Origin of the sequence: Snuella sedimenti, assembly GCF_016428595.1 — a bacterium.
GTDB classification, from domain to species: Bacteria; Bacteroidota; Bacteroidia; order Flavobacteriales; family Flavobacteriaceae; genus Snuella; species Snuella sedimenti.
Genome location: NZ_JAELVQ010000018.1, coordinates 44,273 through 70,316 on the forward strand (window position 1 = coordinate 44,273; position 26,044 = coordinate 70,316).

At 34.1% G+C, this 26,044-nt stretch carries 30 protein-coding genes; 22 read left to right on the forward strand and 8 right to left on the reverse strand.

What is annotated here, in order from left to right:
- The first annotated feature begins 22 nt into the window (after nt 1-22).
- The 5 genes from dapF to JF259_RS12955 all read left to right on the forward strand — a co-directional run bounded on the left by dapF (nt 23) and on the right by JF259_RS12955 (nt 4,047).
- Complete coding sequence (gene dapF / locus JF259_RS12935) at nt 23-796, forward strand: diaminopimelate epimerase (RefSeq protein ID WP_199115758.1); 774 nt, start codon at nt 23-25, stop codon at nt 794-796.
- Nucleotides 793-1,329: a GNAT family N-acetyltransferase gene (locus JF259_RS12940; protein WP_199115759.1), complete on the forward strand. Its 537-nt coding sequence runs from the start codon at nt 793-795 to the stop codon at nt 1,327-1,329. Before dapF ends, JF259_RS12940 begins: the two co-directional genes overlap by 4 nt.
- Nucleotides 1,319-2,362: an endolytic transglycosylase MltG gene (gene mltG / locus JF259_RS12945; RefSeq protein WP_199115760.1), complete on the forward strand. Its 1,044-nt coding sequence runs from the start codon at nt 1,319-1,321 to the stop codon at nt 2,360-2,362. Before JF259_RS12940 ends, mltG begins: the two co-directional genes overlap by 11 nt.
- Before the next feature lie 105 nt (nt 2,363-2,467).
- Nucleotides 2,468-3,277: a DUF2279 domain-containing protein gene (locus tag JF259_RS12950; RefSeq protein ID WP_233164265.1), complete on the forward strand. Its 810-nt coding sequence runs from the start codon at nt 2,468-2,470 to the stop codon at nt 3,275-3,277.
- Nucleotides 3,278-3,387: 110 nt separating this feature from the next.
- Entirely contained in the window at nt 3,388-4,047 is a 660-nt protein-coding gene (locus tag JF259_RS12955; protein WP_199115761.1) for a lysozyme family protein, read from the forward strand.
- Nucleotides 4,048-4,054: 7 nt separating this feature from the next.
- Here JF259_RS12955 and JF259_RS12960 read toward each other — a convergent pair whose 3' ends face one another.
- From JF259_RS12960 to dnaA, 3 genes are read right to left on the reverse strand one after another with little or no spacing between them, the layout of a single operon-like run.
- Nucleotides 4,055-4,771: an SAM-dependent methyltransferase gene (locus tag JF259_RS12960; RefSeq protein ID WP_199115762.1), complete on the reverse strand. Its 717-nt coding sequence runs from the start codon at nt 4,769-4,771 to the stop codon at nt 4,055-4,057.
- A gap of 56 nt (nt 4,772-4,827) precedes the next feature.
- Entirely contained in the window at nt 4,828-5,280 is a 453-nt protein-coding gene (locus JF259_RS12965) for a low molecular weight protein-tyrosine-phosphatase (protein WP_233164267.1), read from the reverse strand.
- A gap of 10 nt (nt 5,281-5,290) precedes the next feature.
- Complete coding sequence (dnaA, locus tag JF259_RS12970) at nt 5,291-6,718, reverse strand: chromosomal replication initiator protein DnaA (protein WP_199115763.1); 1,428 nt, start codon at nt 6,716-6,718, stop codon at nt 5,291-5,293.
- A gap of 185 nt (nt 6,719-6,903) precedes the next feature.
- Here dnaA and JF259_RS12975 point away from each other — a divergent pair, with 185 nt between their 5' ends.
- Entirely contained in the window at nt 6,904-7,305 is a 402-nt protein-coding gene (locus JF259_RS12975) for an acyl-CoA thioesterase (RefSeq protein WP_199115764.1), read from the forward strand.
- Here the strand turns inward: JF259_RS12975 and JF259_RS12980 are convergent.
- From JF259_RS12980 to JF259_RS12995, 4 genes are read right to left on the reverse strand one after another with little or no spacing between them, the layout of a single operon-like run.
- Complete coding sequence (locus tag JF259_RS12980; protein WP_199115765.1) at nt 7,302-7,910, reverse strand: IMPACT family protein; 609 nt, start codon at nt 7,908-7,910, stop codon at nt 7,302-7,304. The genes JF259_RS12975 and JF259_RS12980 overlap by 4 nt on opposite strands.
- Before the next feature lie 5 nt (nt 7,911-7,915).
- A complete protein-coding gene (locus tag JF259_RS12985; RefSeq protein ID WP_199115766.1) occupies nt 7,916-8,527 on the reverse strand; it encodes an HAD family hydrolase in 612 nt (203 codons plus the stop codon).
- Nucleotides 8,520-9,551, reverse strand: coding sequence for a bifunctional diaminohydroxyphosphoribosylaminopyrimidine deaminase/5-amino-6-(5-phosphoribosylamino)uracil reductase RibD (gene ribD, locus JF259_RS12990; protein WP_199115767.1), 1,032 nt, complete (start codon nt 9,549-9,551; stop codon nt 8,520-8,522). The genes JF259_RS12985 and ribD overlap by 8 nt, the downstream gene beginning before the upstream one ends.
- Before the next feature lie 5 nt (nt 9,552-9,556).
- Nucleotides 9,557-10,009 (reverse strand): LEA type 2 family protein, encoded by a 453-nt coding sequence (locus tag JF259_RS12995; RefSeq protein WP_199115768.1) that lies wholly within the window; start codon nt 10,007-10,009, stop codon nt 9,557-9,559.
- 54 nt (nt 10,010-10,063) lie between these two features.
- On the opposite strand from JF259_RS12995, the gene JF259_RS13000 reads away from it, so the two are divergent.
- The 4 genes from JF259_RS13000 (at nt 10,064) to JF259_RS13015 (ending at nt 14,228) form a co-directional block, all read left to right on the forward strand.
- The gene (locus tag JF259_RS13000) at nt 10,064-10,558 is read left to right on the forward strand and encodes a GNAT family N-acetyltransferase (RefSeq protein WP_199115769.1); all 495 of its coding nucleotides are present in this window, start codon (nt 10,064-10,066) and stop codon (nt 10,556-10,558) included.
- Nucleotides 10,559-10,575: 17 nt separating this feature from the next.
- Complete coding sequence (gene prmC, locus JF259_RS13005; RefSeq protein WP_199115770.1) at nt 10,576-11,451, forward strand: peptide chain release factor N(5)-glutamine methyltransferase; 876 nt, start codon at nt 10,576-10,578, stop codon at nt 11,449-11,451.
- On the forward strand, nt 11,444-13,444 hold the full coding sequence (ligA, locus tag JF259_RS13010) for an NAD-dependent DNA ligase LigA (RefSeq protein WP_199115771.1): 2,001 nt from the start codon (nt 11,444-11,446) through the stop codon (nt 13,442-13,444). The genes prmC and ligA overlap by 8 nt, the downstream gene beginning before the upstream one ends.
- Nucleotides 13,445-13,526: 82 nt before the next feature.
- The gene (locus tag JF259_RS13015; RefSeq protein WP_199115772.1) at nt 13,527-14,228 is read left to right on the forward strand and encodes a hypothetical protein; all 702 of its coding nucleotides are present in this window, start codon (nt 13,527-13,529) and stop codon (nt 14,226-14,228) included.
- On the opposite strand, the gene JF259_RS13020 is transcribed toward JF259_RS13015, so the two are convergent.
- A complete protein-coding gene (locus JF259_RS13020) occupies nt 14,223-14,603 on the reverse strand; it encodes a DoxX family membrane protein (protein ID WP_199115773.1) in 381 nt (126 codons plus the stop codon). The two genes, JF259_RS13015 and JF259_RS13020, sit on opposite strands and share 6 nt — an antisense overlap.
- A 194-nt stretch (nt 14,604-14,797) precedes the next feature.
- On the opposite strand from JF259_RS13020, the gene JF259_RS13025 reads away from it, so the two are divergent.
- The 12 genes from JF259_RS13025 (at nt 14,798) to coaE (ending at nt 26,001) form a co-directional block, all read left to right on the forward strand.
- Complete coding sequence (locus JF259_RS13025; protein WP_199115774.1) at nt 14,798-15,529, forward strand: hypothetical protein; 732 nt, start codon at nt 14,798-14,800, stop codon at nt 15,527-15,529.
- 420 nt (nt 15,530-15,949) lie between these two features.
- The gene (locus JF259_RS13030; protein WP_199115775.1) at nt 15,950-16,477 is read left to right on the forward strand and encodes a DUF6913 domain-containing protein; all 528 of its coding nucleotides are present in this window, start codon (nt 15,950-15,952) and stop codon (nt 16,475-16,477) included.
- The gene (dapA, locus tag JF259_RS13035) at nt 16,470-17,348 is read left to right on the forward strand and encodes a 4-hydroxy-tetrahydrodipicolinate synthase (RefSeq protein WP_199115776.1); all 879 of its coding nucleotides are present in this window, start codon (nt 16,470-16,472) and stop codon (nt 17,346-17,348) included. Before JF259_RS13030 ends, dapA begins: the two co-directional genes overlap by 8 nt.
- Before the next feature lie 118 nt (nt 17,349-17,466).
- Entirely contained in the window at nt 17,467-18,258 is a 792-nt protein-coding gene (locus JF259_RS13040; protein WP_199115777.1) for an outer membrane protein assembly factor BamD, read from the forward strand.
- Between the two features lie 26 nt (nt 18,259-18,284).
- Entirely contained in the window at nt 18,285-18,611 is a 327-nt protein-coding gene (locus JF259_RS13045; protein WP_199115778.1) for a DNA-directed RNA polymerase subunit omega, read from the forward strand.
- 10 nt (nt 18,612-18,621) lie between these two features.
- Nucleotides 18,622-19,833, forward strand: a complete 1,212-nt coding sequence (gene coaBC, locus JF259_RS13050) for a bifunctional phosphopantothenoylcysteine decarboxylase/phosphopantothenate--cysteine ligase CoaBC (RefSeq protein WP_199115779.1) — start codon at nt 18,622-18,624, stop codon at nt 19,831-19,833.
- Nucleotides 19,826-20,713 carry a type IX secretion system protein PorD gene (gene porD / locus JF259_RS13055; protein WP_199115780.1) on the forward strand — a complete coding sequence of 296 codons (888 nt, stop codon included), beginning with the start codon at nt 19,826-19,828 and terminating at the stop codon, nt 20,711-20,713. The genes coaBC and porD overlap by 8 nt, the downstream gene beginning before the upstream one ends.
- 64 nt (nt 20,714-20,777) lie before the next feature.
- Nucleotides 20,778-22,430 carry a DNA repair protein RecN gene (recN, locus tag JF259_RS13060; protein ID WP_199115781.1) on the forward strand — a complete coding sequence of 551 codons (1,653 nt, stop codon included), beginning with the start codon at nt 20,778-20,780 and terminating at the stop codon, nt 22,428-22,430.
- 127 nt (nt 22,431-22,557) lie between these two features.
- Nucleotides 22,558-23,376 (forward strand): enoyl-ACP reductase FabI, encoded by an 819-nt coding sequence (locus JF259_RS13065; protein WP_199115782.1) that lies wholly within the window; start codon nt 22,558-22,560, stop codon nt 23,374-23,376.
- A 75-nt stretch (nt 23,377-23,451) separates the two neighbouring features.
- Nucleotides 23,452-24,453 carry a glycosyltransferase gene (locus JF259_RS13070; protein ID WP_199115783.1) on the forward strand — a complete coding sequence of 334 codons (1,002 nt, stop codon included), beginning with the start codon at nt 23,452-23,454 and terminating at the stop codon, nt 24,451-24,453.
- A 1-nt stretch (nt 24,454) separates the two neighbouring features.
- A complete protein-coding gene (locus JF259_RS13075) occupies nt 24,455-25,417 on the forward strand; it encodes a CdaR family protein (protein ID WP_233164268.1) in 963 nt (320 codons plus the stop codon).
- Complete coding sequence (gene coaE / locus JF259_RS13080; protein WP_199115784.1) at nt 25,414-26,001, forward strand: dephospho-CoA kinase; 588 nt, start codon at nt 25,414-25,416, stop codon at nt 25,999-26,001. The genes JF259_RS13075 and coaE overlap by 4 nt, the downstream gene beginning before the upstream one ends.
- Nucleotides 26,002-26,044: the final 43 nt, after the last annotated feature.

Sequence of the window (26,044 nt, forward strand, 5' to 3'; positions counted from 1 at the left end):
ATTCCTATATTTGTGCTCTATTATGCAACAGACTTTTTATAAATATCAAGGAACAGGAAACGATTTTGTGATGATTGATAATCGTCAACAAACATTCGACAAAAATAATACCAAATACGTAGCACATCTATGTGACCGACGTTTTGGCATAGGGGCAGACGGACTTATCTTGTTGGAAAATCATGATACACTAGATTTTAAGATGGTTTACTATAATGCCGATGGTAACGAAAGTTCTATGTGTGGTAATGGTGGACGTTGCTTGGTTGCTTTTGCAAAACAACTTGGTGTTATATCTAATAAAGCCGTATTTGAAGCTATTGACGGTGTGCATCATGCGACTATTGCTAATGGAATTGTTAGGTTGCAAATGCAGGACGTAGATACTATTGAAAGGTATGACAAGCATCTTTTCTTAAATACAGGATCACCACATCATGTACAGTTTGAGGAACATTTAGAGGATTTTGATATAAAGGCTCAAGGTTCAAAAATTAGATATGGCGCTCCATATAATGAGGCAGGTACCAATGTGAACTTTGTGAAAAAAGTGAAAGATGACATTTTTGCAGTTAGAACCTATGAACGTGGAGTGGAAGATGAAACTTTATCATGTGGAACTGGTGTTACCGCAGTAGCACTGGCAATGCATAGTATAGGCGAATTAATAACTAACTTGGCTACCTTAAAGGTTCAAGGAGGGGAGTTACAAGTGTCTTTTGAAGTTGAAAATGGACTTTATAAAAACGTATGGCTCATTGGACCGGCAACCTTAGTATTTAGTGGGGAGATATGATAACGCTAAAAGGAAAGCATATTTATTTACGAGCATTAGAACCTGAAGACCTAGAATTTATTCATGTCATAGAGAATAATGAAAGTATTTGGGAAATAAGTAATACGCAAACGCCTTACTCTAAATTTTTAATCAAGCAGTACTTGGAAAATGCCCACAAGGATATTTTTGAAGTAAAGCAATTGCGTTTGGTCATTTCTAATTATGATGACGAAGCTTTAGGGTTGATAGATCTTTTTGATTTTGATTTTAAAAATTCGCGGGCCGGCATAGGAATTTTGATAAAAGAGTCAAATGATCGTGGTAAAGGTTATGGGAATGAAGCTCTCAAATTATTGATTAATTATAGTTTTACACATTTAGGTTTGCATCAGTTGTATTGCAGTGTTTCAGAAGATAACGAAGCGAGCATTAAACTCTTTACCAAACAGGGATTTGAGAAAGTTGGCGAGAAAAAAGATTGGAACCGTGTTAATGGTGTTTATAAAAATGAATATTTATTTCAGCTCATAAATAATTTAAATGTATATTAAAAAGATTCTTTTAGCTATTGTTTTTTTGGGGCTGGTAGTTGCTGCTTACTTTGCCTATTTTGTATACACTACCATGTTTAGTCCCAATACAGCCTTTAATAACGAGCGTGCTTATATTTATGTAAAGTCTACAGACTCCTATGAAGCGGTAAGGGAACAGTTGGAGCCACTTTTAAAGGATATAAATAGGTTTGATGCACTTGCCAAACAAAAAAAGTATGTAAGCAATATTAAACCTGGGCGTTATGAGATTCGAAAGGGGATGAGTAATAACGATATTATTAATTCCATTCGGAGTAATAACTTACCAGTTAAGGTTTCTTTTAATAATCAAGAAACGCTAGAAAAACTAGCAGGCCGTATTGCAGTCCAAATTGAAGCCGATAGTGTTTCTTTGTTAAAAGCGATGAAGGATCCTTCTTTTTTAGCAGAGAGCAGATTTAAAGAGGCTACAGCTTTAGGGATGTATATACCAAATAGTTACGAATTTTTCTGGAATACGACGGCAGAACAGTTTAGAACACGTATGCTAAAAGAATACCATCATTTTTGGAATGATTCAAGAAAAGTGAAGGCTAAAGCGATTGGTTTATCTGAAGATCAAGTAATGGCATTGGCTTCTATTGTTCATGAAGAATCTAAAAAGGCTAAAGAACAACCAAGGATTGCTGGTGTTTATATGAATAGAATTAGAATTGGAATGCCGCTTCAAGCCGATCCCACACTTAAATTTGCAGCATATAAATTGCCCAAGTATAAGAACACGATCATAAAACGTGTTTTAAATGTGCACAAGGAAATAGACTCTCCATACAACACATACAAAAATTTAGGGTTACCACCGGGTTTAATAGCTATGCCTGATATTTCAGCAATTGATGCGGTTTTAAACTATGAAAAGCATAAATACTTGTATTTTGTTGCTGATGCAGATCGATTGGGCTACCACAAGTTTTCTAAAACATTGTCGCAACATAATGTTTACGCTAGAGAGTACCAGCGGTATTTGTCTTCTCAAGGCATCATTAGATAGGTTGTGAATAATTTGGCATTCAAATATAGCATTGTATTTTGTTTGCTAACATCGGCTTCTTTTTCACAGAGTGGACTTAACCGATTTTTAAAGCCGAGTGATACCTTGCATAGAGGAAGGTTAAAAACCGTAGTTATTTCTGAAGCATCCTTTACTGCGGTTTCCCTTATTGGACTTAACCAATTATGGTATGCCGATTACAAGCGTTCTAAATTTCATACTATAAACGATTTGGACGAATGGTTACAAATGGACAAGCTAGGGCATGTATTCGCCTCCTATCACATTGGTCAATTGGGAGCAAACCTTCTCGACTGGAGTGGTGTAGAAAAAAAGGATCAATTACTTTATGGGGCAACACTGGGCTTTGGCTTTCTCACTGCAGTCGAAATGTTTGATGGGTATTCAAAAGAATGGGGTTTTTCGTGGAGTGATGTATTGGCCAATGCTGTGGGAACAGGTTTTTATGTTGCACAGGAACAACTTTGGGATGAACAGCGTATCGTTTTAAAATTTTCTTTTCATCAAACGAAATATGCTTCACAAAGCCCCGATAAGTTGGGGGAAAACTTTTTGGAACAAGTTTTGAAAGATTATAATGGGCAAACGTATTGGTTTAGTGCAAACATGCATTCGTTTTTTAAAACAAGTAAACTGCCCAAATGGTTAAATATTGCCGTAGGATATGGTGCAGATGGTATGTTGTCTGGTGTTGACTCTGAAGGAACAACAGTATTGAGTAGTAAGAATCGTGTACGACAGTATTACTTTAGTCTGGATGTTGACCTTAAAAAAATTAAAACAAAATCTCATTTGTTGAAGTCTGTTTTTGAGGTTTTTAACGTAATTAAGGTGCCGTTTCCAACAGTAGAAATAAGTAAAAATGGATGTGCATTTCATCTATTCTACTATTAAAAAACGCATGTAAACGAGTAATTTTGAAATTATTAAAAAAAATTATAATTTTGCACGCTCAAATTTCAAGGGTGTTTGTCATGCAAATATTCTGAAGAAATTTAAACGTTATGATAAAAAGTATTGCAAGTTATGTTGCCCTACCACTTACAATATGTTTTCTATTGTATGTATCGTTTTCGTCTGACGAATCGATAGAGTTGGGTACATATTCAACAAAAGGCTTAGTGTTAAACTATACGGTAAGCCAGGATGCAAACGTTAAGGATAATGTTTTAGCATCGAACGAAGCAAACAAATCATTCTCTCCTTATTTAGGAAAATCATTTGTAGGATTTAAAGAAGCACTCGCCTTTAAAGAGTCCGGAGGCAATTACGCTTCTGTAAACACATACGGGTATTTGGGGAAATACCAGTTTGGAAAAGAAACATTAAAAATGATCGGGATTCATAATTTAAAGCAGTTTTTAAACAATCCCAAATTACAAGAAAAGGCATTTATGGCCAATGCGGCACGAAACAAGTGGATTTTGAGACGTGACATTAAGAATTTTGTTGGTAAACGAATTAATGGTGTGCTTGTTACGGAATCTGGTATTTTGGCAGCTGCGCATTTGGCAGGCCCAGGTAGTGTTAAGAAGTATTTACGTAGTTATGGGATCGATAATTTTTCTGATGGTTTTGGTACCACAGTTGAATATTATATGAAGAAGTTTTCTGGCTATGATACCTCTACGGTTAAACCAAACAGGTTAGCAAAAGCGATTTAACCCCAATCTAATATTTATGGATTATAAATATTGTAGGCCTCTTATGGAGGTCTATGGTGTTTTTAGACCATTCATTTGCTGTTAATGTTTTTATCATTTCATTGGGTAGTGTAATGTCGCACGCTACACAAATGTTGGTGTTCTTGTCTAGGGTGGCGCATAAATCTTCAAGCATTTTATTGTTTCTATAAGGAGTTTCAATAAAAATTTGAGTTTGATTATGCTCAAAAGAGAGACGTTCAAGACGTTTAATTTCTTTCTTTCTTTCAGATTTATCTATTGGTAAATAGCCATTAAAGGCAAAATTTTGTCCATTCATACCCGAGCACATCATGGCCATCAGTATAGATGAGGGACCAACAAGAGGAATAACCTTAATGTTTTTTTGATGCGCTAATTTTACGATATCAGATCCCGGATCGGCGACCCCTGGGCATCCGGCTTCCGAAATAAGCCCAACGTTTAATCCCTTCTCACATGGTTCTAAAAATTCTGGAAGCTCACTTGCATCTGTGAATTTGTTTAAATGAAACATTTCTAAAGCTGATTGTGATTTACCTGAGCTTATTTTTTTTATGAAACGTCTTGCTGTTTTTTCATTTTCAACAATATAAATGTTTGTTTGTTCAATGACCTTTTTCACAGAAATTGGTAATACTTCCAAAGGTTCATTTTCCCCTAGTGTTGTCGGGATAAGATATAGGTTTCCTTGAACTAAACTCATGTTTGTTGTCGAATGTTTTGAAGTTAAAATTAATAAATATTATTGTAGTATGTTGTTTAAAGCAATGCTTCTGCAATTATGGAGCAGGCTTCGTCCAACATTTTATAGACATTCTCGAAGCCTTCATTGCCTCCGTAATATGGGTCTGGGACGCTATAGTTTTGATTAGGGTAGATTTCGTTTAAAATCATTTTTACTTTATCGATATCTTCTTGGCTCCTGGCCAGGGAGATAACGTTATTGTAATTAGATTCGTCCATAACGTAAATCATGTCAAACCTGTCAAAATCCAATGCAGTAAACTGTCTGCCTTGAAGGTTAGAGATATCTAATCCATATTTTTTTGCAATTGCGATCGAGCGTTTGTCGGGCGGGTTGCCAGTGTGATAATTTGCGGTACCTGCAGAATCGACGGTAAACTTGTTGTGTGGAAGTTTAGAACGCAGTATGCCTTCTGCTAATGGTGAGCGACAAATGTTGCCCAAGCATACCATTAGTATTTTTGTCATTATTACCGATTTAAACTGAAAGCTTTTTGGTGATATCCTCTACGTATTTTCTAAACTGCTTATCGGTTGAGGTAAGGTTGTCAACCGTTTTACAAGCATGCAAAACCGTTGCATGGTCACGCTTTCCAATTTGGGAGCCAATGCTGGCCAACGATGCTTTAGTAAATTTTTTAGCAAAAAACATGGCTAATTGTCTAGCTTGAACGATGTGGCGTTTCCGTGTTTTAGACTGTAAAGTGTCTACATCCATCTGGAAATAATCGGAAACAACTTTTTGTATATAATCTATAGAAACTTCTCGTTTAGTGTTTTTTACAAACTTTTCTACAATGACTCTAGCTAAATCAATAGTGATTTCTTTTTTATTGAATGAGGATTGTGCAATTAAGGATATAATGGCACCTTCTAGCTCCCTAACATTCGTCTTGATATTCTTGGCGACGTAGTCAATAATTTCTTCTGGCATTTCAACGCCATCACGGTATAGTTTGTTTTTTAAGATGGAAACACGCGTTTCGAAATCTGGTGTTTGCAATTCTGCAGAAAGACCCCATTTAAAACGTGACAGTAAGCGTTGCTCTATGTCTTGCATATCGACAGGAGCCTTGTCACTAGTAAGAATGACCTGCTTGCCATTTTGATGTAAATGGTTGAAAATGTGAAAAAAGACATCTTGTGTTCCTGTTTTTCCAGAAAGAAATTGTACATCGTCAATAATTAACACATCAATAATTTGATAAAAATGAATAAAATCATTTCGATTGTTTTTCTTTACAGAATCAATATATTGTTGTGTAAACTTTTCAGCTGAAATATATAAAACCGTCTTTTCAGGATATTTGTCCTTTATGTCTACACCAATTGCATGTGCTAGGTGTGTTTTGCCAAGGCCCACACCTCCAAAAATAAGAAGCGGGTTAAACGAAGTTCCCCCAGGTTTAGATGCCACAGCTAAACCGGCACTTCTAGCTAATCTATTTGAGTCACCTTCAAGAAAATTCTCAAAGCTATAATTAGGATTTAATTGAGACTCTATCTTAACATTTCTAATACCGGGAATAACAAATGGATTTCTTAATTCTGGATTCTTGTTATTCAGTGGAATGTCTACTTCTTGGGATTTTACGGCACTTCTGTTTGAACTGGGGATTTTCTCTGTAAAAGGTTGTTTGTTACCATAGGTATTTTCCATTTTTATAACGTAAACAAGTTTGGCTTTTTCTCCTAGTTCTTTAGTAAGGGAAACCTTAAGGAGCTTTACGTAATGTTCTTCAAGCCATTCATAAAAGAATTTACTTGGTACTTGAATGCTCAAAGCATTATCCGTAAGTTTAACTGCCGTTATGGGTTCAAACCAAGTTTTATATGCTTGCGGTTGAATGTTATCTTTTATAAACTTCAGACAATTATTCCATACCGTTTGCGCAGTTATACTCATTTGTTTTTACAGAGGTTTTTTTAGTTAGTTGACAAAAAAAGAGAAGAAATCTCTTCCGATAATTTTACAGGGCAAATATGTGAACAAAAATCTTAAAAAAAAAATTGAATGCTATTGAATTTTAAGAAAAATTTACGCATGTTTGAACCTCTGCCGAAGCTACAAAAAAATATTTAAATATTCGCATGAAATTCGACGAAATACAAATAAGAGTGAGATACGGGGAAACAGACCAGATGGGGGTGGTACATCATGGCAATTACGCATTATACCTTGAAATGGGGCGTATCGAATGGTTGAGAAAGCTAGGGGTTTCTTATAAAAAAATGGAAGATAATGGGGTTATGCTTCCTGTTGTTTCTATGGTGTTAAACTATAAAAAATCAGCAGGTTACGATGAGGTAATTAATGTAAAAACACAACTAAAGAATAAGCCGACGGCAAAAATTGAATTTGACTACATAATAACCAATAAAAAAGGTGAAATTTTAACAACTGCCAATACTGTTTTGGTATTTGTAGATAAAGAAACAAAACGTCCTGTTAAGGCGCCAAAATATATTTTAGACGCTTTAGGGTATGATTAAATAGTAGTAATTTCAATTTCAAAAAGCTGATTGAAGGTTTTGTAAATTAGTTCGGCATCTTTTTTTCTAACGGAAATGAAAATTTGACAATTCATTTCTAATTTTTGATTCGTAATATTTATGTTCTTTTCTTTTATAATTCGCATTACTGTATTCATGTTTTTATAATCGAACATGATTACGTAATCAATATTAATGGTCTTTTCTAAAATATTAGATGCTTCTATTGCTAGTTGGGCAGTTGTTCGATACGCATTTATTAAACCTCCAACACCTAATTTTACACCGCCAAAATAGCGTACAACAACAATTAAAATATTGGTGACTTCAAATGATTGTATTTGGCCATAAATAGGCATGCCTGCAGAATTATTAGGTTCTCCATCGTCATTAGCTCGGTAAGATACATCGTCGGTTCCTAATTGATAAGCGTAGCACCAATGTCTAGCTGCATGGTGCTCTTTTTTTAGCAGTGTAAGGTAATGTTTTACGTCATCTTCAGATTTTATAGGGTATGCATAGCCAAAGAATTTGCTATTTCTGTCTTTAAATAACACACCTTCTGTAGCAGCGTCAATGGTTTTGTATGTGTCTTTTTCGATCAAAAGAATTAAAATAAATCGTATTTAACTTCCAATAAATTAATTACATCTTCATGTTTTGGATCGAGATTCCATGTGTGTATACCCAACGCACTAGCCGATATTATATGCTCTGAAGTGTCGTCGATAAAGAGACATTCGGCTGCGTTTAGGTTGTTTTCGTTTAAAACAAATTCAAATATGTTTGTGTTGGGCTTTCTTAAGTTGATTTCATGCGATAGATAAAAGGCGTCAAAGCAGTTTTTAAATATTTCATAAATAGAAATATTTTCTTTAATCCAATTAATATGGAGTTCATTGGTATTGCTTAGTAAAATAAGCTTGTAGTCTGTAGTAGTCTTTAGGTTTTTTAAAAACTGAAGCCTGTATTCTGGTAAATCTAACAAAATGCTGTTCCATGCTTCAATTAAAGATTGCTTTGAAAGGTTGGGGAAGTTTTCTAAATAGAAGGTTATAAACTCATCGGTACTAATCAAGCCTTGTTCATAAAGGTCGTTAACCGCTATCATCTCTTTAGAAAGCTTTTCTATTCGCAATATATTAAAGATGTTTTTGGAGGCGTTTTCTTTATCCAAATTAATGAATACATCGCCAAAATCGAAAATGATGGTTTTAATCATTTTTGTATAGTTTAAGAAGGTCGCTCATTATAATGTGTTGGGACATTAAGCGCCCTTTTAGGTTTGGCGCTTTAATGCCTTTGTGAAAATGCATATTTCCCGTAAACACCCGTGCTTCGTCCCAGAGGTTTTCATTAATAAAGGATTGGAGGGTTTGTAAGCCCCCTTCAATTATAATAGAATTAATATTTTTTTTGTATAATACGTTACATATTTGTTGGGCAATGGTGCTTTTAGAATCCCAGTCGATGTATGTTTGGTTGGAATTTGAATCTTTGCTTGATAACACTATTGTTTCGGCCTGATCGTTAAAAATATTGTAGTTTTTAGAAAGGTTGTCTGTTTTGTTTGTTAAAACCCTTATTGGATTTTTGCCAGTCCAGTCCCTAGCAGTTAATGTAGGGTTGTCTTGTATAACGGTGTTGCTCCCTACCAAAATAGCTTGTTCTTCTGTACGCCATTTATGGGTTAACTGGCGTGAATAGGCGTTGCTTATCCAAACGGGTTTTTTTTCGTCTTTTGTTAATGGTGCTATAAAACCATCGGCTGTTTCTGCCCATTTTAAAATAATATAAGGACGCTTTTTATTGTGAAAAGTAAAGAAGCGTTTGTGGTGCTCCCTGCACTCATTGGCCAAAACACCAACGGTTACCTTGCTGCCAGATTGTTTTAGTTTTTCAATGCCTTTTCCGGCAACTTTTATATGGTCGTCTATACACCCAATAACTACATTGGGTATTTTATGTTTAATTATAAGGTCGCTACATGGTGGTGTTTTCCCATAATGGGAACACGGTTCTAAAGTAACATAAAGTGTAGTTTCTTTTAGTAAATCCTTATTGACTACAGAGTTTATGGCGTTAACTTCGGCATGATTGCCACCATAAGCGCTTGTGAAACCTTCACCTATAATATTGCCTTTGTAAACAATAACACATCCAACCATAGGGTTAGGCCTTGTTGAGCCAAGACCGTTCTTGGCAATAGCAATGCATCGTTTTATATAGTTTTCGTGATTTGTCACTAGGGTTATTTAATTTTTATGGTTTCAGTTTTGTCCAGTGAATATGAATGTGAGAAGCCCAAAATTTTATACTCGATTTCCCCTTTATATTGCACCTTTACTTTTTTGCTAAATAGACTCCCAATTAAACCACTTAAATTTTTATTGTTGAATAAACTGTCTTTAGGTATGCGGGCCTTTAGAGGAATTGAAAATTCATTTTTTGCTGGGACTTCAAACGTTTCGGCCGAAACTGTAGCCATTTCATTATTGTTGATAAAAACTTTAATCTTATCGGTTTTTAGTGAACCTCCAATATCGTTAGGGTTCAAAAAAAAGGCGTTAGCACTTAGTGTAATGTGTTTATCGGTTGATTCTAAGACCGTAATATTCTTAATGCTTAAAAATTCAGGTTTTTCATTTATGGTGCAGCTAAAAAGAGTAACGTATATTGTTGATAAGATTATCAGGTGCTTCATTTTAATTTTTTTAGATTTAGCGTATCTTCACTTGCGTAAAATTAATGATTTACGGTGGGTAAAGATACTATTGTTATTCGAGAAATTAAACCTGATGACAATGCACAAATAGAGCAAATCATTAGGGCGTGCTTCCATGAGTTTAAAATCCCTTTAGAGGGGACAGCGTATTCCGACAAGGAAACGCCAAATATGTATGAAGCCTATCAAAATGAAAATGATATCTATTTTGTAATTGACCGTGGCGGGTTTATTCTTGGAGGTGGCGGTATTAAGCCGTTAAAAGATTTTGAAACACATACCTGCGAAATTCAAAAAATGTATTTTGCCCCTGAAATAAGAGGGAAGGGATATGGTAAACAATTATTTGAAAAATGTATTGAGGCTGCAAAAACCTTAGGTTATGAGCGTTGCTATTTGGAGTCGGCACCACAACTTAGTGCGGCCATCCATATTTATGAAGCATATGGATTTAAACATTTAAATAAGGCTTTAGGAAATACGGGGCATTATGCCTGTGGTGTGTGGATGATTAAAGATTTAAAGTAACTTAGTAATAATAGAATTTGAAACTTAAGGAAGTACAGCAGTTATTTCATCAGAGATTGGATCGTATTTACAGTAAAAATGAAATTGATAGTTTCTTTTTTATTTTAATAGAGGTACTTTATGGTGTGTCCAGAATAGAGTTGGCTTTGAAACCCGATGAAATTGTAGGGGATAAGGAAAGTATTTTAAAGGCTTTAAATGCTTTGGAGTTAGAGCAACCAATCCAGTATATAATTGGTCAAACCGAATTTTATGGACTAAATTTTAAGGTTAATGAGCATGTTTTAATCCCCAGGCCCGAAACTGAAGAGTTGGTCGAATGGGTTCTTTTAAAATTGAAAACAAAAGATTGGATGCATAAAGAGCTTAATGTTCTAGATGTTGGTTCAGGAAGTGGTTGTATAGCAGTTACTTTGGCAAAGCACTTGCCTAACGCAAAGGTCTACGCTTTCGATGTTAGTAAGGAAGCTTTAGTTGTAACAAAGCATAATGCCAAGTTAAACGATGTGACCGTTGAGTATGTTAATGCCGATATATTAAATCCAGACACATGGAACGAAAATTTTAACTCATTAAAGTTCGATGTAATCGTGTCAAATCCGCCGTACGTTAGAGAGCAAGAAAAGCGATTTATGAAAGGTAACGTATTGAAGAATGAACCTCATTTGGCATTGTTTGTAAAGGACGAGGATCCTTTATTGTTTTACAAAGCAATAACGAATCTGGCTGTAAAAAGTTTACGTGGCTCAGGCATGTTGTTTTTTGAAATAAATGAATATCTTGGGAATGAAATGATCCAATTGCTAAAGTCACTTAATTTTTCGGAAATAGAATTAAAACAGGACATCTATAAAAAAGATAGAATGATAAAAGGAAGTATTGTTAATGGATAGTATAAAACAGCGCATTCAGGAATTACGTGCCGAATTACGCGAGCACAATTACAATTATTATGTTTTAGATAACCCAGTAATATCAGATTATGAGTTTGATATTAAATTAAAGGAATTACAAGAATTAGAAACTAAATACCCTGAGTTTTTTGATGCGAATTCGCCAACCCAAAGAGTAGGTGGAGAGGTTACAAAGAACTTTGAGACCATACCGCATGAACACCGAATGTATTCGTTGGACAATTCCTATTCTATTGAGGATCTTCAAGATTGGGAGAATAGGGTGAAAAAGATTGTAGAAGGGGATATTCAATATACTTGTGAGCTTAAGTATGATGGCGCTTCCATTAGTTTAACTTACGAACAAGGTAAATTGATAAAAGCTGTTACAAGGGGAGATGGCTTTCAAGGGGATAATGTTACGGCGAATATTAAAACCATAAAATCAGTACCACTGGTGTTAAAAGGCGACTATCCTGATAAATTTGATATTAGAGGAGAAATTGTGTTGCCTTTTGAAGGGTTTAATAAAATGAACGAAGAGCGTATTGAAATAGGTGAAGAGCCTTATAGGAATCCACGTAATACAGCTTCTGGTAGTTTGAAATTGCAAGATAGCGCCGAGGTTGCTAAACGTCCATTGGAATGCTTACTTTATAATTTAACAGGTAGAAACCTGGGGGTTAACACCCAATTTGAAAGTTTGGAAAAAGCAAGGCAATGGGGATTTAAAGTGCCAGGCGAAGCAAGGTTAGCGAATTCATTAGAAGACGTTTTTGAATACATAGACTATTGGAATACTAACAGGCAAAAACTACCTTACGAAACCGATGGGGTTGTTATAAAAATTAATAGTTTACAGCAACAGGAAGAATTGGGGTATACAGCTAAGGCTCCACGTTGGGCTATGGCATATAAGTTTAAGGCCGAACAGGTTTCTACTTTGCTTAATAGCATTAGTTATCAAGTGGGGCGTACAGGAGCCATTACGCCTGTAGCTAATTTAGAACCTGTAGAGTTGGCTGGAACTACCGTAAAACGAGCCTCGTTGCATAATGCAGATCAAATAGAAAAATTGGATGTTAGAATTGGTGATGAGGTATTTGTAGAAAAGGGAGGCGAGATTATCCCCAAAATTATTGCGGTTGATCTTAGTAAGCGTAAAGTAGATGCTTTACCTGTGCAATATCTAACACATTGTCCTGAATGTGAAACGGAATTGGTGAGGCACGAAGGAGAAGCTCAACATTATTGTCCTAATTACAATGGTTGTAAACCGCAAATAATAGGACGAATACAACATTATATTTCAAGAAAGGCTATGGATATTGATGGTCTTGGAGGGGAAACAGTGACTTTGTTGGTAAATGCGGGTCTTATTAGTAATTATTCGGATCTTTATGAGCTGACTAAAGAGCAGGTGTTGCCACTGGAACGCATGGCTGAGAAAAGTGCGGATAATTTAATTAAAGGGATTGCCAAATCTGTTAACATTCCCTTTGAGCGTGTTTTATATGCTCTGGGAATTCGCTATGTTGGAGAAACGGTAGCAAAAAAATTGGTAAAGCACTATAAAAGCATTTCGAATATTGCCAACGCTTCGGAAGATGATTTGGTTAATGTTGACGAGATTGGTGTTAAGATTGCAAAGAGTGTCCAAGCTTTTTTTGAGTCTGAAGAAAATATGGCTATCATAAATCGTCTAAGGCAATTTGGTGTTCAATTAGAGGTGTCTGAAGAGGAATTGGCAAATCAAACCAATCTATTGGCAGGACAAACGATAGTTGTTTCAGGGGTATTCGAATCAATATCCCGTAATGAATTAAAAAAGCTTATTGAAGATAATGGAGGTAAAGTAGGGAGTTCTATCTCTTCAAAGACAAGTTATATTGTCGCGGGCAGTAATATGGGACCCAGTAAAAAACAAAAGGCTGTAAAACTTAATATTGATACAATTAATGAGTATGAATTCCTACAAAAAATAAAAAAATAATCTTTTTATCGGTAAAAAAGTGTTTTTTGTCGATTGTTTGTGAAATTTTTTTATATTTGTACGGTAACTATAAATTGCTGTTATGAGTAAATTTAAAATCTTGACGGGTTTAGTTGTGTTATTGTACGTGCTCTCAATTACGTTTCAGTTTATTGGAAATAATGATTTTTCATATAATTTTGAATCCTTAATATTACCTACAATAACAATTATTTATTTTCTGTATGTGGAAAAACGATCGTTATTTTTTTCATTGTTTCTGGTTGTATACTCAATTTCAGATTTATCGATTCTAGTCTCCGATTATATCCCTAAGGACGTTGATTACTTTTTAGGTAATTCACTATATGTAATAGCTTATATTTTTTTGTTGGCGGAAGTATTTAAGTCATTAAATATTTGGCATGTGGTTAAAAACTTTAAAATGCATATAATTGTCCTAATGGTTTTAAACGTTTATTTGGTATATGTTTTACAAGTTATTGTAGATCCTCAAGCCGAGCTTGGTAATGAATATTACATGGAGTTGGTCTACAATGTTGTTACATTTTTATTATTATCTGTGGCACTTTTAAATTACTTTTATAAAGATGATAAGAGATCCCTTTATTTATTTATTGGGGCTCTATGCATTGTTTTTTCAGAAATTATAGATGTAGCTTATTTGTATATTACCCAAAGGAGTTTGTTAAATGTTTCATCCATTACTTTAGCTGTTGCTTCATTTTACTTTTTCTTTCAGCATTCAAAACTTAATGGAGAAGAAAGTAAAGCAATCTTATGATGCTTTAATTTTAGGTAATCTATGCCTTTCTTTGTAAAGAATTATTATAGAAAGAATAAAGGTCACCACAGCTGTTAAAAACAGTAAACCATTGTCGTTGTTAACTTGTATTCCCAAAATGCTTAAGTGCATAATGATGGCTCCGCCTATAACTCCGAGTGTTAAAAGTGCTCCTATCCAGATGGTTTTGGGAATTAGTATAAGTATGCTTGCAATGAGTTCAATGATACCAATGCTTATTCTGCCGAAAGGTTCCATGCCTACCTTGGTGAAAATATAGACGCTGTCGGGGTGAGCAGAAAATTTAAATCGTAATGTCTGTAATAAGATAATGGCAACTGTTATTCTTAAAATCAAAGTGAGTTTTTCTTTCATACCACAAAAGTTGTTGATCGTAATTTTTGAGTTTAGACGTATTTAAATGTATAACTTTTCAGAGTATGGAATTTTAAATGATTAATAAGAATAATCCTAACGTTTTAATCGGTTAAATATGTATTTTGTCGGTGTGGTTAATTTTTTTTTATTATATTTGAGTAACATGCTTATTTATATTTATCATGAAGATCATGTCTGCCCCATCCCTGTATCGTGTTTTTTTAGCTGTTTTATTATTAGTAATTGTAGCAAGTATAGTTGGAATTGTTTTTGAAAATGCTTTTGTATTACAACTAATAAAATTAACATTTCTAAGTGCTTTTATATTGTTCTTTTTGGTCAGGCAAGACAGAGTCTGTGCCTTGCTTGTTGCTTTTTTTGTGTTTTCTTTTTTGGCAGCATTATTTTCTATAGTTGGTGTGGATGAAATTTACGAAAGAGTCTTTAGTTTATTAGGCTATTCGAGTTTAATAGGGATTACGATGCCTAAATTTAAATTATTGAAGTTGGATAAAATTATAAGAGCCTACCTTTTAGTTGTGTTTTTAATTAACACCTACTTTGTATATGTGCTTTACGGGGTATTAAAAGCTGTGATGGTTGATTTAGTTGATGTAACCTTATTTGCCATTAAAAGCATGTCTTTAATTATTTTGGTATTTGTTGCTTTTGGAGTGTATTTGCATACGGAGACAAAGCAAACGATTACTTTTTTAATGGCTGGTATGTGTTTCGCTTTCTCAACTATATTGGAATACATAAATTTTTATTATGTATACAATTGGGGGTTCGTATTGTTAGGTAAAATTCTATTTGCATTTGGGGTCTATTTAATTGCTGTCTTTATGATTCAACAGAACAGGAAAGTTAGGCTAGAAAGACATCGAGATAAAGTTACTTCGTCTGAGGGAGTTTTTGCTTAAAATAAGGGAGTAGATTTTTAAGATACCCTTTTCTCGTTTAACAAGTACTATTTGTTATACCATTTGTTAAATACTATCTTAAAGTCGAAGCGTTTTTATTCCACAAAGTTTTATTCCCAATACGAACTTCTGCTATTTGTTAATAGATTTAAAGCTTCCTATAAGTGTTTTTTTCCTAGTCATATACTATCACATAATAGTAATTTGTTGTAAATCAGATTCACTAGTATTTTTTAATGAAAAACAGTTTGTTTAGAAACCTCTTTTTATGAATTACTCTAGCGGAGACAGGGCGAATATCGTTTTGTGAACCAAAAGAAATAACAAAATATAACAAAATGAATAAATATGTGAAGCCTGTGTATTAAGCATATGTTTTGAACGTACTTTTGCTACCTTTGCACAAAGTTTAAAAGCAATATGGTTTTTAAAGGGTTTAAGAAAAGATCCAATAAAAGATACTTAAACAAACTTATATCACAACGCTCTGTAAATGTAGGTGATACTAAGGTTAAAAGCTTAGGCGTTATCTTATGTTTTGATGAGGTAGATGATATTGAGCTATTTAGGGGCTTAGCAGCTCATTTAAGGATTAGGCCTAATAAGTTAAAAGTTATCGCATTTTCTTCTAATGGGAAAGAGAAAGCGAATGCTTGGGATCTTTGTTTTAACCCTAATGATTTTGGATGGAACGGTACAATAAAGAATGTTGAATTGAAATCTTTTTTAGATACCGAATTTGATGTTTTGATAAGTTACTATACTGAAGAATTGTTAGAATTAAAATTGCTTACAGCGTTGTCTAAATCTCAATTTAAAGTTGGGATTTTGCAAACAGACAAACGGTTAAACGATTTGATCATAAAAACAGATATTACAGAATTTAACGTATTTAAGGAGGAACTCTATAAATACCTAACTATATTAAATAAGATTAAAAATGAATAGTAAGTTTCTAGGAACTGGAGTCGCTTTGGTAACACCATTTAAATCAGACTTAAGTATTGATCATGAAGCGTTGGCAAATATTGTTAATTATAATATTGATAATGGAACCGATTATCTTGTTATTTCCGGGACAACAGGAGAAAGTGTAACCATTACAAAACAGGAGAAAAAAGATGTTGTTGAAACAATTTCCAAGGCAAACAATGGGCGTGTGCCAATGGTCTTGGGGATTGGAGGCAATAATACAGCTCAAGTCGTTGAAGAAATTAAAACGACCGACTTAAGTAATATAGATGCTATTTTATCGGTAGCACCTTACTATAGTAAACCAACGCAAGAGGGGTTTTACCAACATTTTAAGGCTGTTTCAGAAGCTTCGCCCGTACCCGTGATTTTGTATAATGTTCCAGGACGTACGTCTAAAAACATGGAACCTTCAACTACTTTACGTTTAGCAAATGATTTTGAAAATATTGTTGCAATTAAGGAAGCAGGTAATAATGTTGCCCAATATTTGCAATTGTTGAAGCATAAGCCCGACGATTTTTTAATCATTTCAGGAGACGATGATTTGGCTCTTGGTATTGTTTTAGCAGGAGGAGCAGGTGTTATCTCTGTAATAGGACAAGCTTTTCCTAAAGAATTTTCAGAAATGATTCGCTTAGGATTAAAAGGTAATGCTAATGAAGCATACAAATTACACTTTAAGTTAATGGATGCAATTGGTTATATTTTTGAAGAAAACAATCCTTCTGGAATCAAGGCCGTTTTTGAGGTTTTAAATATGTGTGGCAGTGACGTGCGTTTACCTCTTGTACCTGCTTCTAGTGAATTAAAAGAAAAGATCAAAGCTTTTGTAAAACAGTTTTAAGGAGTGTTAAATATTACTTAAACCTTATGTATGCTATGTTTTAGCAATTACCTTAGCGTTAAAATAATATTTTTTAAATCCATAATAATAGCTTAATTTTGCATTCTGTTTAAAACCTATGAAGAAGTTTTTCTACTTATTAATAACGTGCGCTATTTTAAGTGCTTGTAGCGAGTATCAAAAAGTACTAAAGGCAGAAGATATTGCTCCTAAATTTAAAATGGGCGAAGACCTTTATAACCAAGGCAAATTTGCCAAGGCTAATAGGCTATTTGCTCAAATCGTGCCTAATTATAGAGGAAAGCCACAGGCTGAAAAGTTAATGTATTTGTATTCTAATTCATTTTACCAAATGAAGGATTACTACACTGCTGCATATCAATTTGAGCGTTTTGTTTCCAGTTACCCAAAAAGCGAAAAATTGGAAGAAGCTTCTTTTTTTAGTGCCAAGAGTTACTATATGCAGTCGCCTGCCTATACTAAAGATCAAAAGGCTACGAAAGAAGCTATCGAAAAACTGCAGTTATTTATTAACTTGTTTCCAGAATCTGAGTATGCAGAGGAAGCAAACAAATTGGTTAGGGAGCTAGACTTTAAGCTTGAGAAAAAAGCCTATAGTATAGCTAAGCAATACAATCACATTTCTGATTATCAAGCCTCAATAAAATCATTTGATAATTTTGTTTTTGAATTCCCAGGCTCAACTTTACGAGAAGACGCCTTGTTTTTTAGGCTAGATTCTGCTTATAAGCTTGCTATTAATAGTGTAGAATATAAAAAGCGAGTGCGTTTAGAAAAAGCCAAAGAATATTACAATGCATTTAAAAAGGCCTATGCAAATTCTAAGTATTTAGAAGATGTAAATACGATGGCTAACGAAATAGAAGAAGCATTAAAAAGTTATATATAGCACTAAAAGTTAAATAATTTATGACAATGGATTTAAAAAAGACCAATGCACCGGTTAATACCATAACGTACGATAGAAATCAAATTGATGAGCCAACAGAGAATATTTACGAGGCGATTTCAATTATTTCTAGACGTGCAGAACAAATTAATACTGAGATCAAGAAAGAGCTTATAGATAAGTTAGAAGAGTTTGCTACTTATAATGATAGTCTTGAAGAGATCTTCGAAAATAAGGAGCAAATAGAGGTTTCTAAGTTTTATGAAAAACTGCCAAAACCTCATGCGTTAGCTGTTCAAGAATGGTTAACAGATAAAGTATATTTTAGAAATACTGAGGAAGACGCTCAGTAAAAAAGTTAAAATGTCTATACTAAGCGGCAAGAACATACTATTAGGCATTAGTGCTGGTATTGCCGCTTATAAAACGGCTTCCCTAGTAAGGTTGTTTATAAAAGCAGGAGCTCAGGTAAAAGTAATCATGACGCCATCTGCTAAAGAATTTATTACACCCTTAACCTTATCAACACTTTCTAAACATCCCGTTTATTCATCTTTCACTAACGAAGAAGATGATAATGCTGTATGGAACAATCATGTAGAATTAGGTCTGTGGGCCGATCTGTTTGTTATTGCGCCAGCGACAGCAAATACCTTGTCCAAAATGGCGAATGGGGTATGTGATAATTTATTATTGGCTACTTACTTATCGGCTAAATGTCCTGTGTATTTTGCTCCTGCTATGGATTTGGATATGCACAAGCATGAGAGCACTCGTAAATCTTTTGAGGTTTTAAAAGGTTATGGTAATATTATGATACCGGCAACAAGTGGTGAATTAGCCAGTGGATTGGTAGGAGAGGGCAGAATGGCAGAACCAGAAGCTATTGTCAACTTTATAGAAGCGGATATTTTGAGTGGTTTACCACTTAAAGGTAAAAAAGTACTAATTACGGCAGGTCCAACTTATGAAGCTATCGATCCGGTACGATTTATAGGAAACCATTCCAGTGGTAAAATGGGATTTGAAATAGCAAAGGCAGCAGCTAACAAAGGTGCTGAGGTCGTTTTAATTTCGGGACCAACACATCAAACCGTTACTCATAGTTTGATTAGTGTAATTCCGGTTGTTAGTGCTCAGGAGATGTACGATGCAGTTCATCAATATTTCAACATAACGGACATTGCAATATGCGCTGCTGCTGTTGCAGATTATAGACCTAAAAAAGTTGCATCTCAGAAAATAAAAAAGCAGGAAAGTACGTTAACTATAGAGCTTGAAAAAACGAAAGATATTTTAGCTTCCTTAGGAGCAATTAAAAAACAGCAATTTTTAGTAGGCTTTGCATTAGAGACAAATAATGAGCTGGAAAATGCAAAAGAGAAATTAAAAAGAAAGAATTTAGATTTAATTGTTTTAAATTCGTTAAATGATAAAGGAGCAGGATTTAAGAAGGATACCAATAAAGTGACTTTTATTGATAGTGATGATGTTATAACAAATCACCAATTGAAGTCTAAAACAGATGTGGCCAAGGATTTAATAAATAAAATTATTGAACAGATTAATGCGTAGTATTTTAGTAATCGTAATATTATGCTTGGGTATTTTAGGAAATTCTCAGGAGCTTAACTGTAATGTCGTTGTTAATGCACGACAGACCGGGAATGAAAACCTATCTATTTTTAAAACCTTAGAAAAACAGTTAACAGAATTTGTGAACAATACAAAATGGACTAACCAAGCCTTTGGAGTTCAGGAACGTATTGACTGCAGTATGGTAATTACTATTACTGATTATAGCGGAGAAGCTTTCCAAGGATCAATTCAAGTGCAGTCTTCACGTCCGGTTTTTGGTTCTTCATTTACAACTCCTGTTTACAATTTTAACGATAGAGATTTTACATTCCGATATTTGGAGTTCCAGAATTTAATTTTTAACCCAACGCAATACGAATCAAATTTAGTATCAGTTTTAGCTTTCCATGTTTATATGATATTGGGCTTAGATGCTGATACTTTTTCTAAAAACGGAGGCGCACCTTATTATAAAATAGCACAAACCATTACCAATTACTCACAACAGGAGAACTATAAAGGGTGGAAGGTAGAAGATGGTTTGCAAAGCCGATTCGCTTTAATAGACAATATATTGTCTCCAACCTTTGCAACTTTTAGAGAGGTGATGTATTCCTACCATCGTGAAGGTTTGGATGTAATGGCCGATAACACCAAAAAGGGGAAAGAGCAAATAGCCACAACTTTAAAAAAGTTTCAAGTAATGAACAGTCGTAGGCCTAATTCGTTTTTACTCCGTACATTTTTTGATGCCAAGGCCGATGAGATAGAACAGATATTTAGTGGAGGTCCTAACGTCAATATTGCCAGTGTTAAAGAAGTCCTGCAAAAAGTGGCTCCCATGCATGCTAGTAAATGGCGAAATATTACGTTCTAAGATCTTCATTAATCAAATCACATTCACTATATTTAATTTCAAAATTTAAACATTTGTAAAAGTTTTGCTAACATCACTTTCAATCAAGAATTACGCGCTAATTGATAAACTTCAGGTAGATTTCAACAATGGGTTTTCAATTATTACAGGAGAAACGGGAGCCGGTAAATCTATACTCTTAGGGGGCTTATCTTTAATTCTTGGTAAGCGTGCCGATTTGAGTAGCTTAAAGGATATGTCTCAAAAATGTATTATAGAAGCCGTTTTTAATATCGCTAACTATAATCTGAAATCTCTTTTTGAATCGCAAGATTTTGATTATGAGGATATAACTATCGTTAGGAGAGAGATATTGCCTTCGGGTAAGTCAAGAGCATTTGTAAACGATTCGCCAGTAAACTTAACAAGTTTACAAATATTGGGGGAGCGTTTAATAGATATTCATTCCCAACATCAAACCTTAGAGCTTACAAGCAACGACTTCCAGTTTCAGGTTATTGATGCTTTGGCTAACAATGAAGAAACCATATTAAACTATAAATTAGAATTAAAGCAATATAAGAAACTTCAAAAAGAGCTTCATGAGTTATTAAATTTCCAAGCCGAAGCAATAAAGGAACATGACTATAATTCGTTTTTACTGAATGAATTGGTAGAAGCAAATTTGCAGGAAGGTGAGCAGGAAAGTCTTGAGGAAGAGTATGAAACATTAAGTAATATTGAAGGGATTAAGGAAAAACTTTCTGAAGCCTATTATTTGTTAAATGATGAACAAGTAGGGATATTAGCAACACTTACCACATTAAAAAATAACTTTCTGAAGTTAACAGGTCTGTCTGCTAAATATAACGATTTGTATGAGCGTGTTGATAGTAGTCTAATAGAGTTGGATGATGTGTTTAGAGAAGTCGATGTACTGCAAGATACTGTGGAAGCAGATCCAAGTAGGTTGGAGGTTGTAGATACCAAGTTGAAATTACTTCATAATCTAATGCAAAAGCATTTGGTTAACAATGTTTCAGAATTAATACATGTTAAGGAAGCTTTAGAGGAAAAAGTGGAAGCTACTGAAAATATTGAGGGAGCAATACATAAAAAGGAGCAAGAAATTGAAGATAAAGTTAATAAGCTTAATGCTATTTCAAAAAATATTAATAAGAAGCGTATAAAAGTAATTCCACAGCTAAAAACACAGCTCGAAACTATTTTAAGTAGTCTGGGGATGCCTAATGCACAGTTTAAAATAAGCCTTGATTACGGAAAGCAGTTTTTTGCTAATGGGAAGGACGAATTGACGTTTTTGTTTTCAGCAAATAAAGGTGGACAGTTTAATGAGCTTAAAAAGGCAGCTTCAGGTGGCGAATTATCTAGGATCATGTTGGCCATAAAATCGGTGTTATCTAAATATGTTCAGTTGCCAACCATTATGTTCGATGAGATTGACACAGGGGTTTCGGGAGAAATTTCTAATAAAATGGGCGATATAATGCTGCAAATGAGTGAAACAATGCAGGTGTTTTCGATAACGCATTTACCACAAATTGCTGCAAAGGGACATACGCATTACAAAGTTTTTAAAGAAGATGTTGAAGAAGTAACTCAAACCAATCTTGTAAAGCTAAATCAAGACGAGCGTATTGTTGAGATAGCTAAAATGCTTGGAGGTGTTGAAATGTCTGCCTCTGCTATAGCGCATGCAAAAGAATTACTCAATTAAAAATTACCAAAGTTTAAAGTTTAAAGTTTAAAGTTTAGTATTTTTGAACCGTTAAAATTGCAAATGTGTTTTTTATAAGTAACGAGCACACAAGCAAACAGAGATTAAAACATATAAACTTAGAAGTATGTCATACAATTTATTAAAAGGAAAAAAAGGAATTATTTTTGGGGCATTAGATTCAAACTCTATTGCCTGGAAAACAGCAGAACGTGTTCATGAAGAGGGCGGTCAATTTGTTTTAACTAATGCTCCTGTAGCGATGCGAATGGGACAAATAAACGAGTTAGCGGAGAAAACAGGTTCTCAAATCATTCCTGCCGATGCTACTTCTGAGACCGATTTACAGAATTTGGTAGAGAAATCAATGGAGATCCTTGGAGGTAAAATAGATTTTGTATTGCATTCTATTGGGATGTCCATCAATGTTAGAAAAGGTAAGCATTATACAGATCAGAATTACGATTGGACACAAAAAGGAACAGATGTTTCTGCAATGTCTTTTCATAAAGTAATGCAAACACTTTATAAAGCAGATGCCATGAACGAGTGGGGAAGCATAGTGGCTTTATCGTATATGGCAGCGCAACGGGTGTTTCCAGATTACAATGACATGGCAGATAATAAAGCGTATTTAGAAAGTATTGCCCGTAGTTTTGGTTACTTCTTTGGACGTGATAAAAAAGTGCGAGTAAATACCATTTCACAATCACCAACGCCTACTACAGCAGGTAGCGGTGTAAAAGGTTTTGATGGATTTATAGCATATGCAGATAAAATGTCTCCATTAGGTAATGCAACTGCGTTAGATTGCGCAAACTACACGGTTACTTTATTTAGTGATTTAACAAGACGTGTTACACTACAAAATCTTTACAATGATGGAGGATTTAGTAATATGGGAGTAAGTGATGCCGTTATGGAAGCCTTTGTGAATAAGGATTAAAATGTTAATAAATTATTACAACGAAGCCACCTTTTAAAGGGTGGCTTTTCTGTTTGGATTGGTTACATTTGTGATATGCAATTACAGTTTTCTTTTATTATTCCAGTATATAATCGTCCTGATGAGATTCAAGAACTTTTACAAAGTTTTGAAAACTTAAATACAGATCAAGCGTTCGAAATTGTTATTGTTGAAGATGGCTCTACCATTTCATCAAAAAGTGTTGTCGAACAGTTTGAAAGTAGACTGGACATGGCTTACTATTTTAAAGAGAACTCTGGTCCTGGTGATTCCAGAAACTATGGTATGGCAAAAGCAAAAGGGAATTACTTTATAATATTAGATTCTGATTGTATTTTGCCACAAGAGTATTTGCAGGCTGTTGTTACAGGTTTAACTAAAGGTTATGTAGATTGTTTTGGTGGACCTGATGCAGCACACCAATCGTTTACGAAACTTCAGAAAGCTATTAATTTTGCGATGACCTCTTTTGTAACAACAGGGGGGATACGCGGTAGTAAAAGTAGCGTTAATAGGTTTCAACCTCGTAGTTTTAATATGGGAATTTCTAAGAAAGCCTTTTTGGCGTCTAATGGATTTGGTAAAATCCACCCAGGTGAAGACCCAGATTTGTCCATCCGTCTTTGGAACTTAGGGTTTGAAACTAAATTAATACCAGAAGCTTTCGTGTACCATAAACGCCGTATTTCTTGGGGTAAATTTTACAAACAAGTGTACAAGTTCGGAATGGTAAGGCCAATTTTGAACAAGTGGCATCCAACAACAAGTAAAATTACCTATTGGTTTCCAAGCTTATTTTGTTTGGGGTTTATAACTTCTTTACTATTGTTGTTATTTGGGGTTAATTGGGTGTTTCAAGCCTATTTATTGTATTTTATTTTAACATTTCTTGGGGCATGTATCACAACAAAGAGTTTACAGGTTGCATTACTTTCTATGGTAGCAGTTGGAATACAGTTCTTTGGGTACGGTTATGGATTTTTAAAGTCTACTTTATTTGTTGGTGTTTTAAATAAAAAGCCACACGTTTATTTTCCCGAATTATTTTTTGAATGAAATGATAAAAAAGGTAAAATCAGAATTGCTAAAATCTTTAGAGAGCAAAAAAATAAATGTATTTGTTTTGTTCTTGTTGTTATCTTTTATGATTTTAATATTCACTAAACTGTCTAAGCAGTACACCAATACCATAACATTTTCTATTAATAAGATTAATGTGCCAAAGGAGATTGTTATTATAAACGACTCAAGTATTGTGCTCAACTTAACCCTAAAAACACATGGGTTTAGATGGCTTAATTATTATATTTCAAAACCAGAAATTGAGATTGATTTTGCAAGCGATATATATAAAAGGGATTCTGTTTTTATCTGGAGTAAATCTAAGGCCTATTTAAATAACACACAGTTCGATAAAAATGTTGAATTGTTAAATATGTCGCCAGATACATTAAAGTTTAAATATGATGTGAATTTAGTAAAGAAAGTCCCCGTTAAGTTAAATGCAGATGTCGATTTTACCCCTGGTTATAATATTGCAACAGAATTTAAGCTAGAACCGGACTCCGTTCAAATAATTGGACCAAATGTATTAGTTTCACAAATAGATTTTTTGGAAACAGAACCTTTGAGTTTAACTGAAGTGAGAACAGATATATCTAAGAACATAAAATTAAAATTACCGGATAACAATAAAGAATTAAAATTTTCTAATACGGGGGTTACTTTAAAAGGACATGTGGAAAAGTTTACCGAAGGCACTTTAAAAATACCTGTGGAGATTACAAATGTTCCAGACCAGATTAAATTAAAGTACTTTCCCAAATCAGTTAATGTTACATACTATGTTAGTTTAAGTAACTTTAGTGAAATTAAATTAAAGGATTTCAAAGTTATTTGTGATTATAATAAGATTAAAGATAATCAAACGTTTTTAATACCAGAATTGAATAAAGTTCCTAAATTGGTGAAAAGTGCCAAAATTAATCAGCAGCATATAGAATTTATAATAACAGAATGATTGTAGTAGGTCTTACAGGTGGTATAGGAAGTGGCAAAACAACCGTCGCTAAGCAGTTTGAAGCGCTAGGAGTACCTGTATATATTGCCGATAAGGAGGCCAAAAAGTTAATGCGCACATCGAAGATCATTAAGCGAAAACTCATTCAGTTATTTGGAGAAAGTGCCTATATTGATCGTAACTTGAATAAAAGTTTTATTGCCGACACCATATTTAATGATGCTACTTATTTAAAACGGATGAATGCTATAATTCATCCAAAAGTCGCTCAACATTTTAAAAGGTGGATAGCCAAGCAAAATGCAGCATATGTTATCAAGGAGGTTGCTATTTTGTTTGAAAACGATGGTTATAAGCAGTGTGATTATATAATAACGGTAACCGCTCCAAAAACGTTAAGAATAAAGCGTTTATTAAAGCGAGATGACACAACTTTAGAGAAAATAGAGGCCATTATGAGAAATCAATGGCCCGATGAAAAAAAAGTAAAACATTCCCATTATGTAATCAATAATATAGATTTGGCGGAAACAAAAAAACAAGTACACCAAATAAATAGGGATATTCTTAAAAAAATACAGTAAGTTTTAAATTTTAACATTTTTGTTAATGTAAGGTTAAATGGCA

What these genes read in the sequence shown, in the direction of transcription:
- dapF (WP_199115758.1), top strand. Translation starts at nt 23, where the DNA reads ATGCAACAGACTTTTTATAAATATCAAGGAACAGGAAACGATTTTGTG.
- JF259_RS12940 (WP_199115759.1), top strand. Translation starts at nt 793, where the DNA reads ATGATAACGCTAAAAGGAAAGCATATTTATTTACGAGCATTAGAACCT.
- mltG (WP_199115760.1), top strand. Translation starts at nt 1,319, where the DNA reads ATGTATATTAAAAAGATTCTTTTAGCTATTGTTTTTTTGGGGCTGGTA.
- JF259_RS12955 (WP_199115761.1), top strand. Translation starts at nt 3,388, where the DNA reads ATGATAAAAAGTATTGCAAGTTATGTTGCCCTACCACTTACAATATGT.
- JF259_RS12960 (WP_199115762.1), bottom strand. Translation starts at nt 4,771, where the DNA reads ATGAGTTTAGTTCAAGGAAACCTATATCTTATCCCGACAACACTAGGG.
- JF259_RS12965 (WP_233164267.1), bottom strand. Translation starts at nt 5,280, where the DNA reads ATGACAAAAATACTAATGGTATGCTTGGGCAACATTTGTCGCTCACCA.
- dnaA (WP_199115763.1), bottom strand. Translation starts at nt 6,718, where the DNA reads ATGAGTATAACTGCGCAAACGGTATGGAATAATTGTCTGAAGTTTATA.
- JF259_RS12975 (WP_199115764.1), top strand. Translation starts at nt 6,904, where the DNA reads ATGAAATTCGACGAAATACAAATAAGAGTGAGATACGGGGAAACAGAC.
- JF259_RS12985 (WP_199115766.1), bottom strand. Translation starts at nt 8,527, where the DNA reads ATGATTAAAACCATCATTTTCGATTTTGGCGATGTATTCATTAATTTG.
- JF259_RS12995 (WP_199115768.1), bottom strand. Translation starts at nt 10,009, where the DNA reads ATGAAGCACCTGATAATCTTATCAACAATATACGTTACTCTTTTTAGC.
- ligA (WP_199115771.1), top strand. Translation starts at nt 11,444, where the DNA reads ATGGATAGTATAAAACAGCGCATTCAGGAATTACGTGCCGAATTACGC.
- JF259_RS13015 (WP_199115772.1), top strand. Translation starts at nt 13,527, where the DNA reads ATGAGTAAATTTAAAATCTTGACGGGTTTAGTTGTGTTATTGTACGTG.
- JF259_RS13020 (WP_199115773.1), bottom strand. Translation starts at nt 14,603, where the DNA reads ATGAAAGAAAAACTCACTTTGATTTTAAGAATAACAGTTGCCATTATC.
- JF259_RS13025 (WP_199115774.1), top strand. Translation starts at nt 14,798, where the DNA reads ATGTCTGCCCCATCCCTGTATCGTGTTTTTTTAGCTGTTTTATTATTA.
- JF259_RS13030 (WP_199115775.1), top strand. Translation starts at nt 15,950, where the DNA reads ATGGTTTTTAAAGGGTTTAAGAAAAGATCCAATAAAAGATACTTAAAC.
- dapA (WP_199115776.1), top strand. Translation starts at nt 16,470, where the DNA reads ATGAATAGTAAGTTTCTAGGAACTGGAGTCGCTTTGGTAACACCATTT.
- JF259_RS13040 (WP_199115777.1), top strand. Translation starts at nt 17,467, where the DNA reads ATGAAGAAGTTTTTCTACTTATTAATAACGTGCGCTATTTTAAGTGCT.
- JF259_RS13045 (WP_199115778.1), top strand. Translation starts at nt 18,285, where the DNA reads ATGGATTTAAAAAAGACCAATGCACCGGTTAATACCATAACGTACGAT.
- coaBC (WP_199115779.1), top strand. Translation starts at nt 18,622, where the DNA reads ATGTCTATACTAAGCGGCAAGAACATACTATTAGGCATTAGTGCTGGT.
- porD (WP_199115780.1), top strand. Translation starts at nt 19,826, where the DNA reads ATGCGTAGTATTTTAGTAATCGTAATATTATGCTTGGGTATTTTAGGA.
- JF259_RS13065 (WP_199115782.1), top strand. Translation starts at nt 22,558, where the DNA reads ATGTCATACAATTTATTAAAAGGAAAAAAAGGAATTATTTTTGGGGCA.
- JF259_RS13070 (WP_199115783.1), top strand. Translation starts at nt 23,452, where the DNA reads ATGCAATTACAGTTTTCTTTTATTATTCCAGTATATAATCGTCCTGAT.
- JF259_RS13075 (WP_233164268.1), top strand. Translation starts at nt 24,455, where the DNA reads ATGATAAAAAAGGTAAAATCAGAATTGCTAAAATCTTTAGAGAGCAAA.
- coaE (WP_199115784.1), top strand. Translation starts at nt 25,414, where the DNA reads ATGATTGTAGTAGGTCTTACAGGTGGTATAGGAAGTGGCAAAACAACC.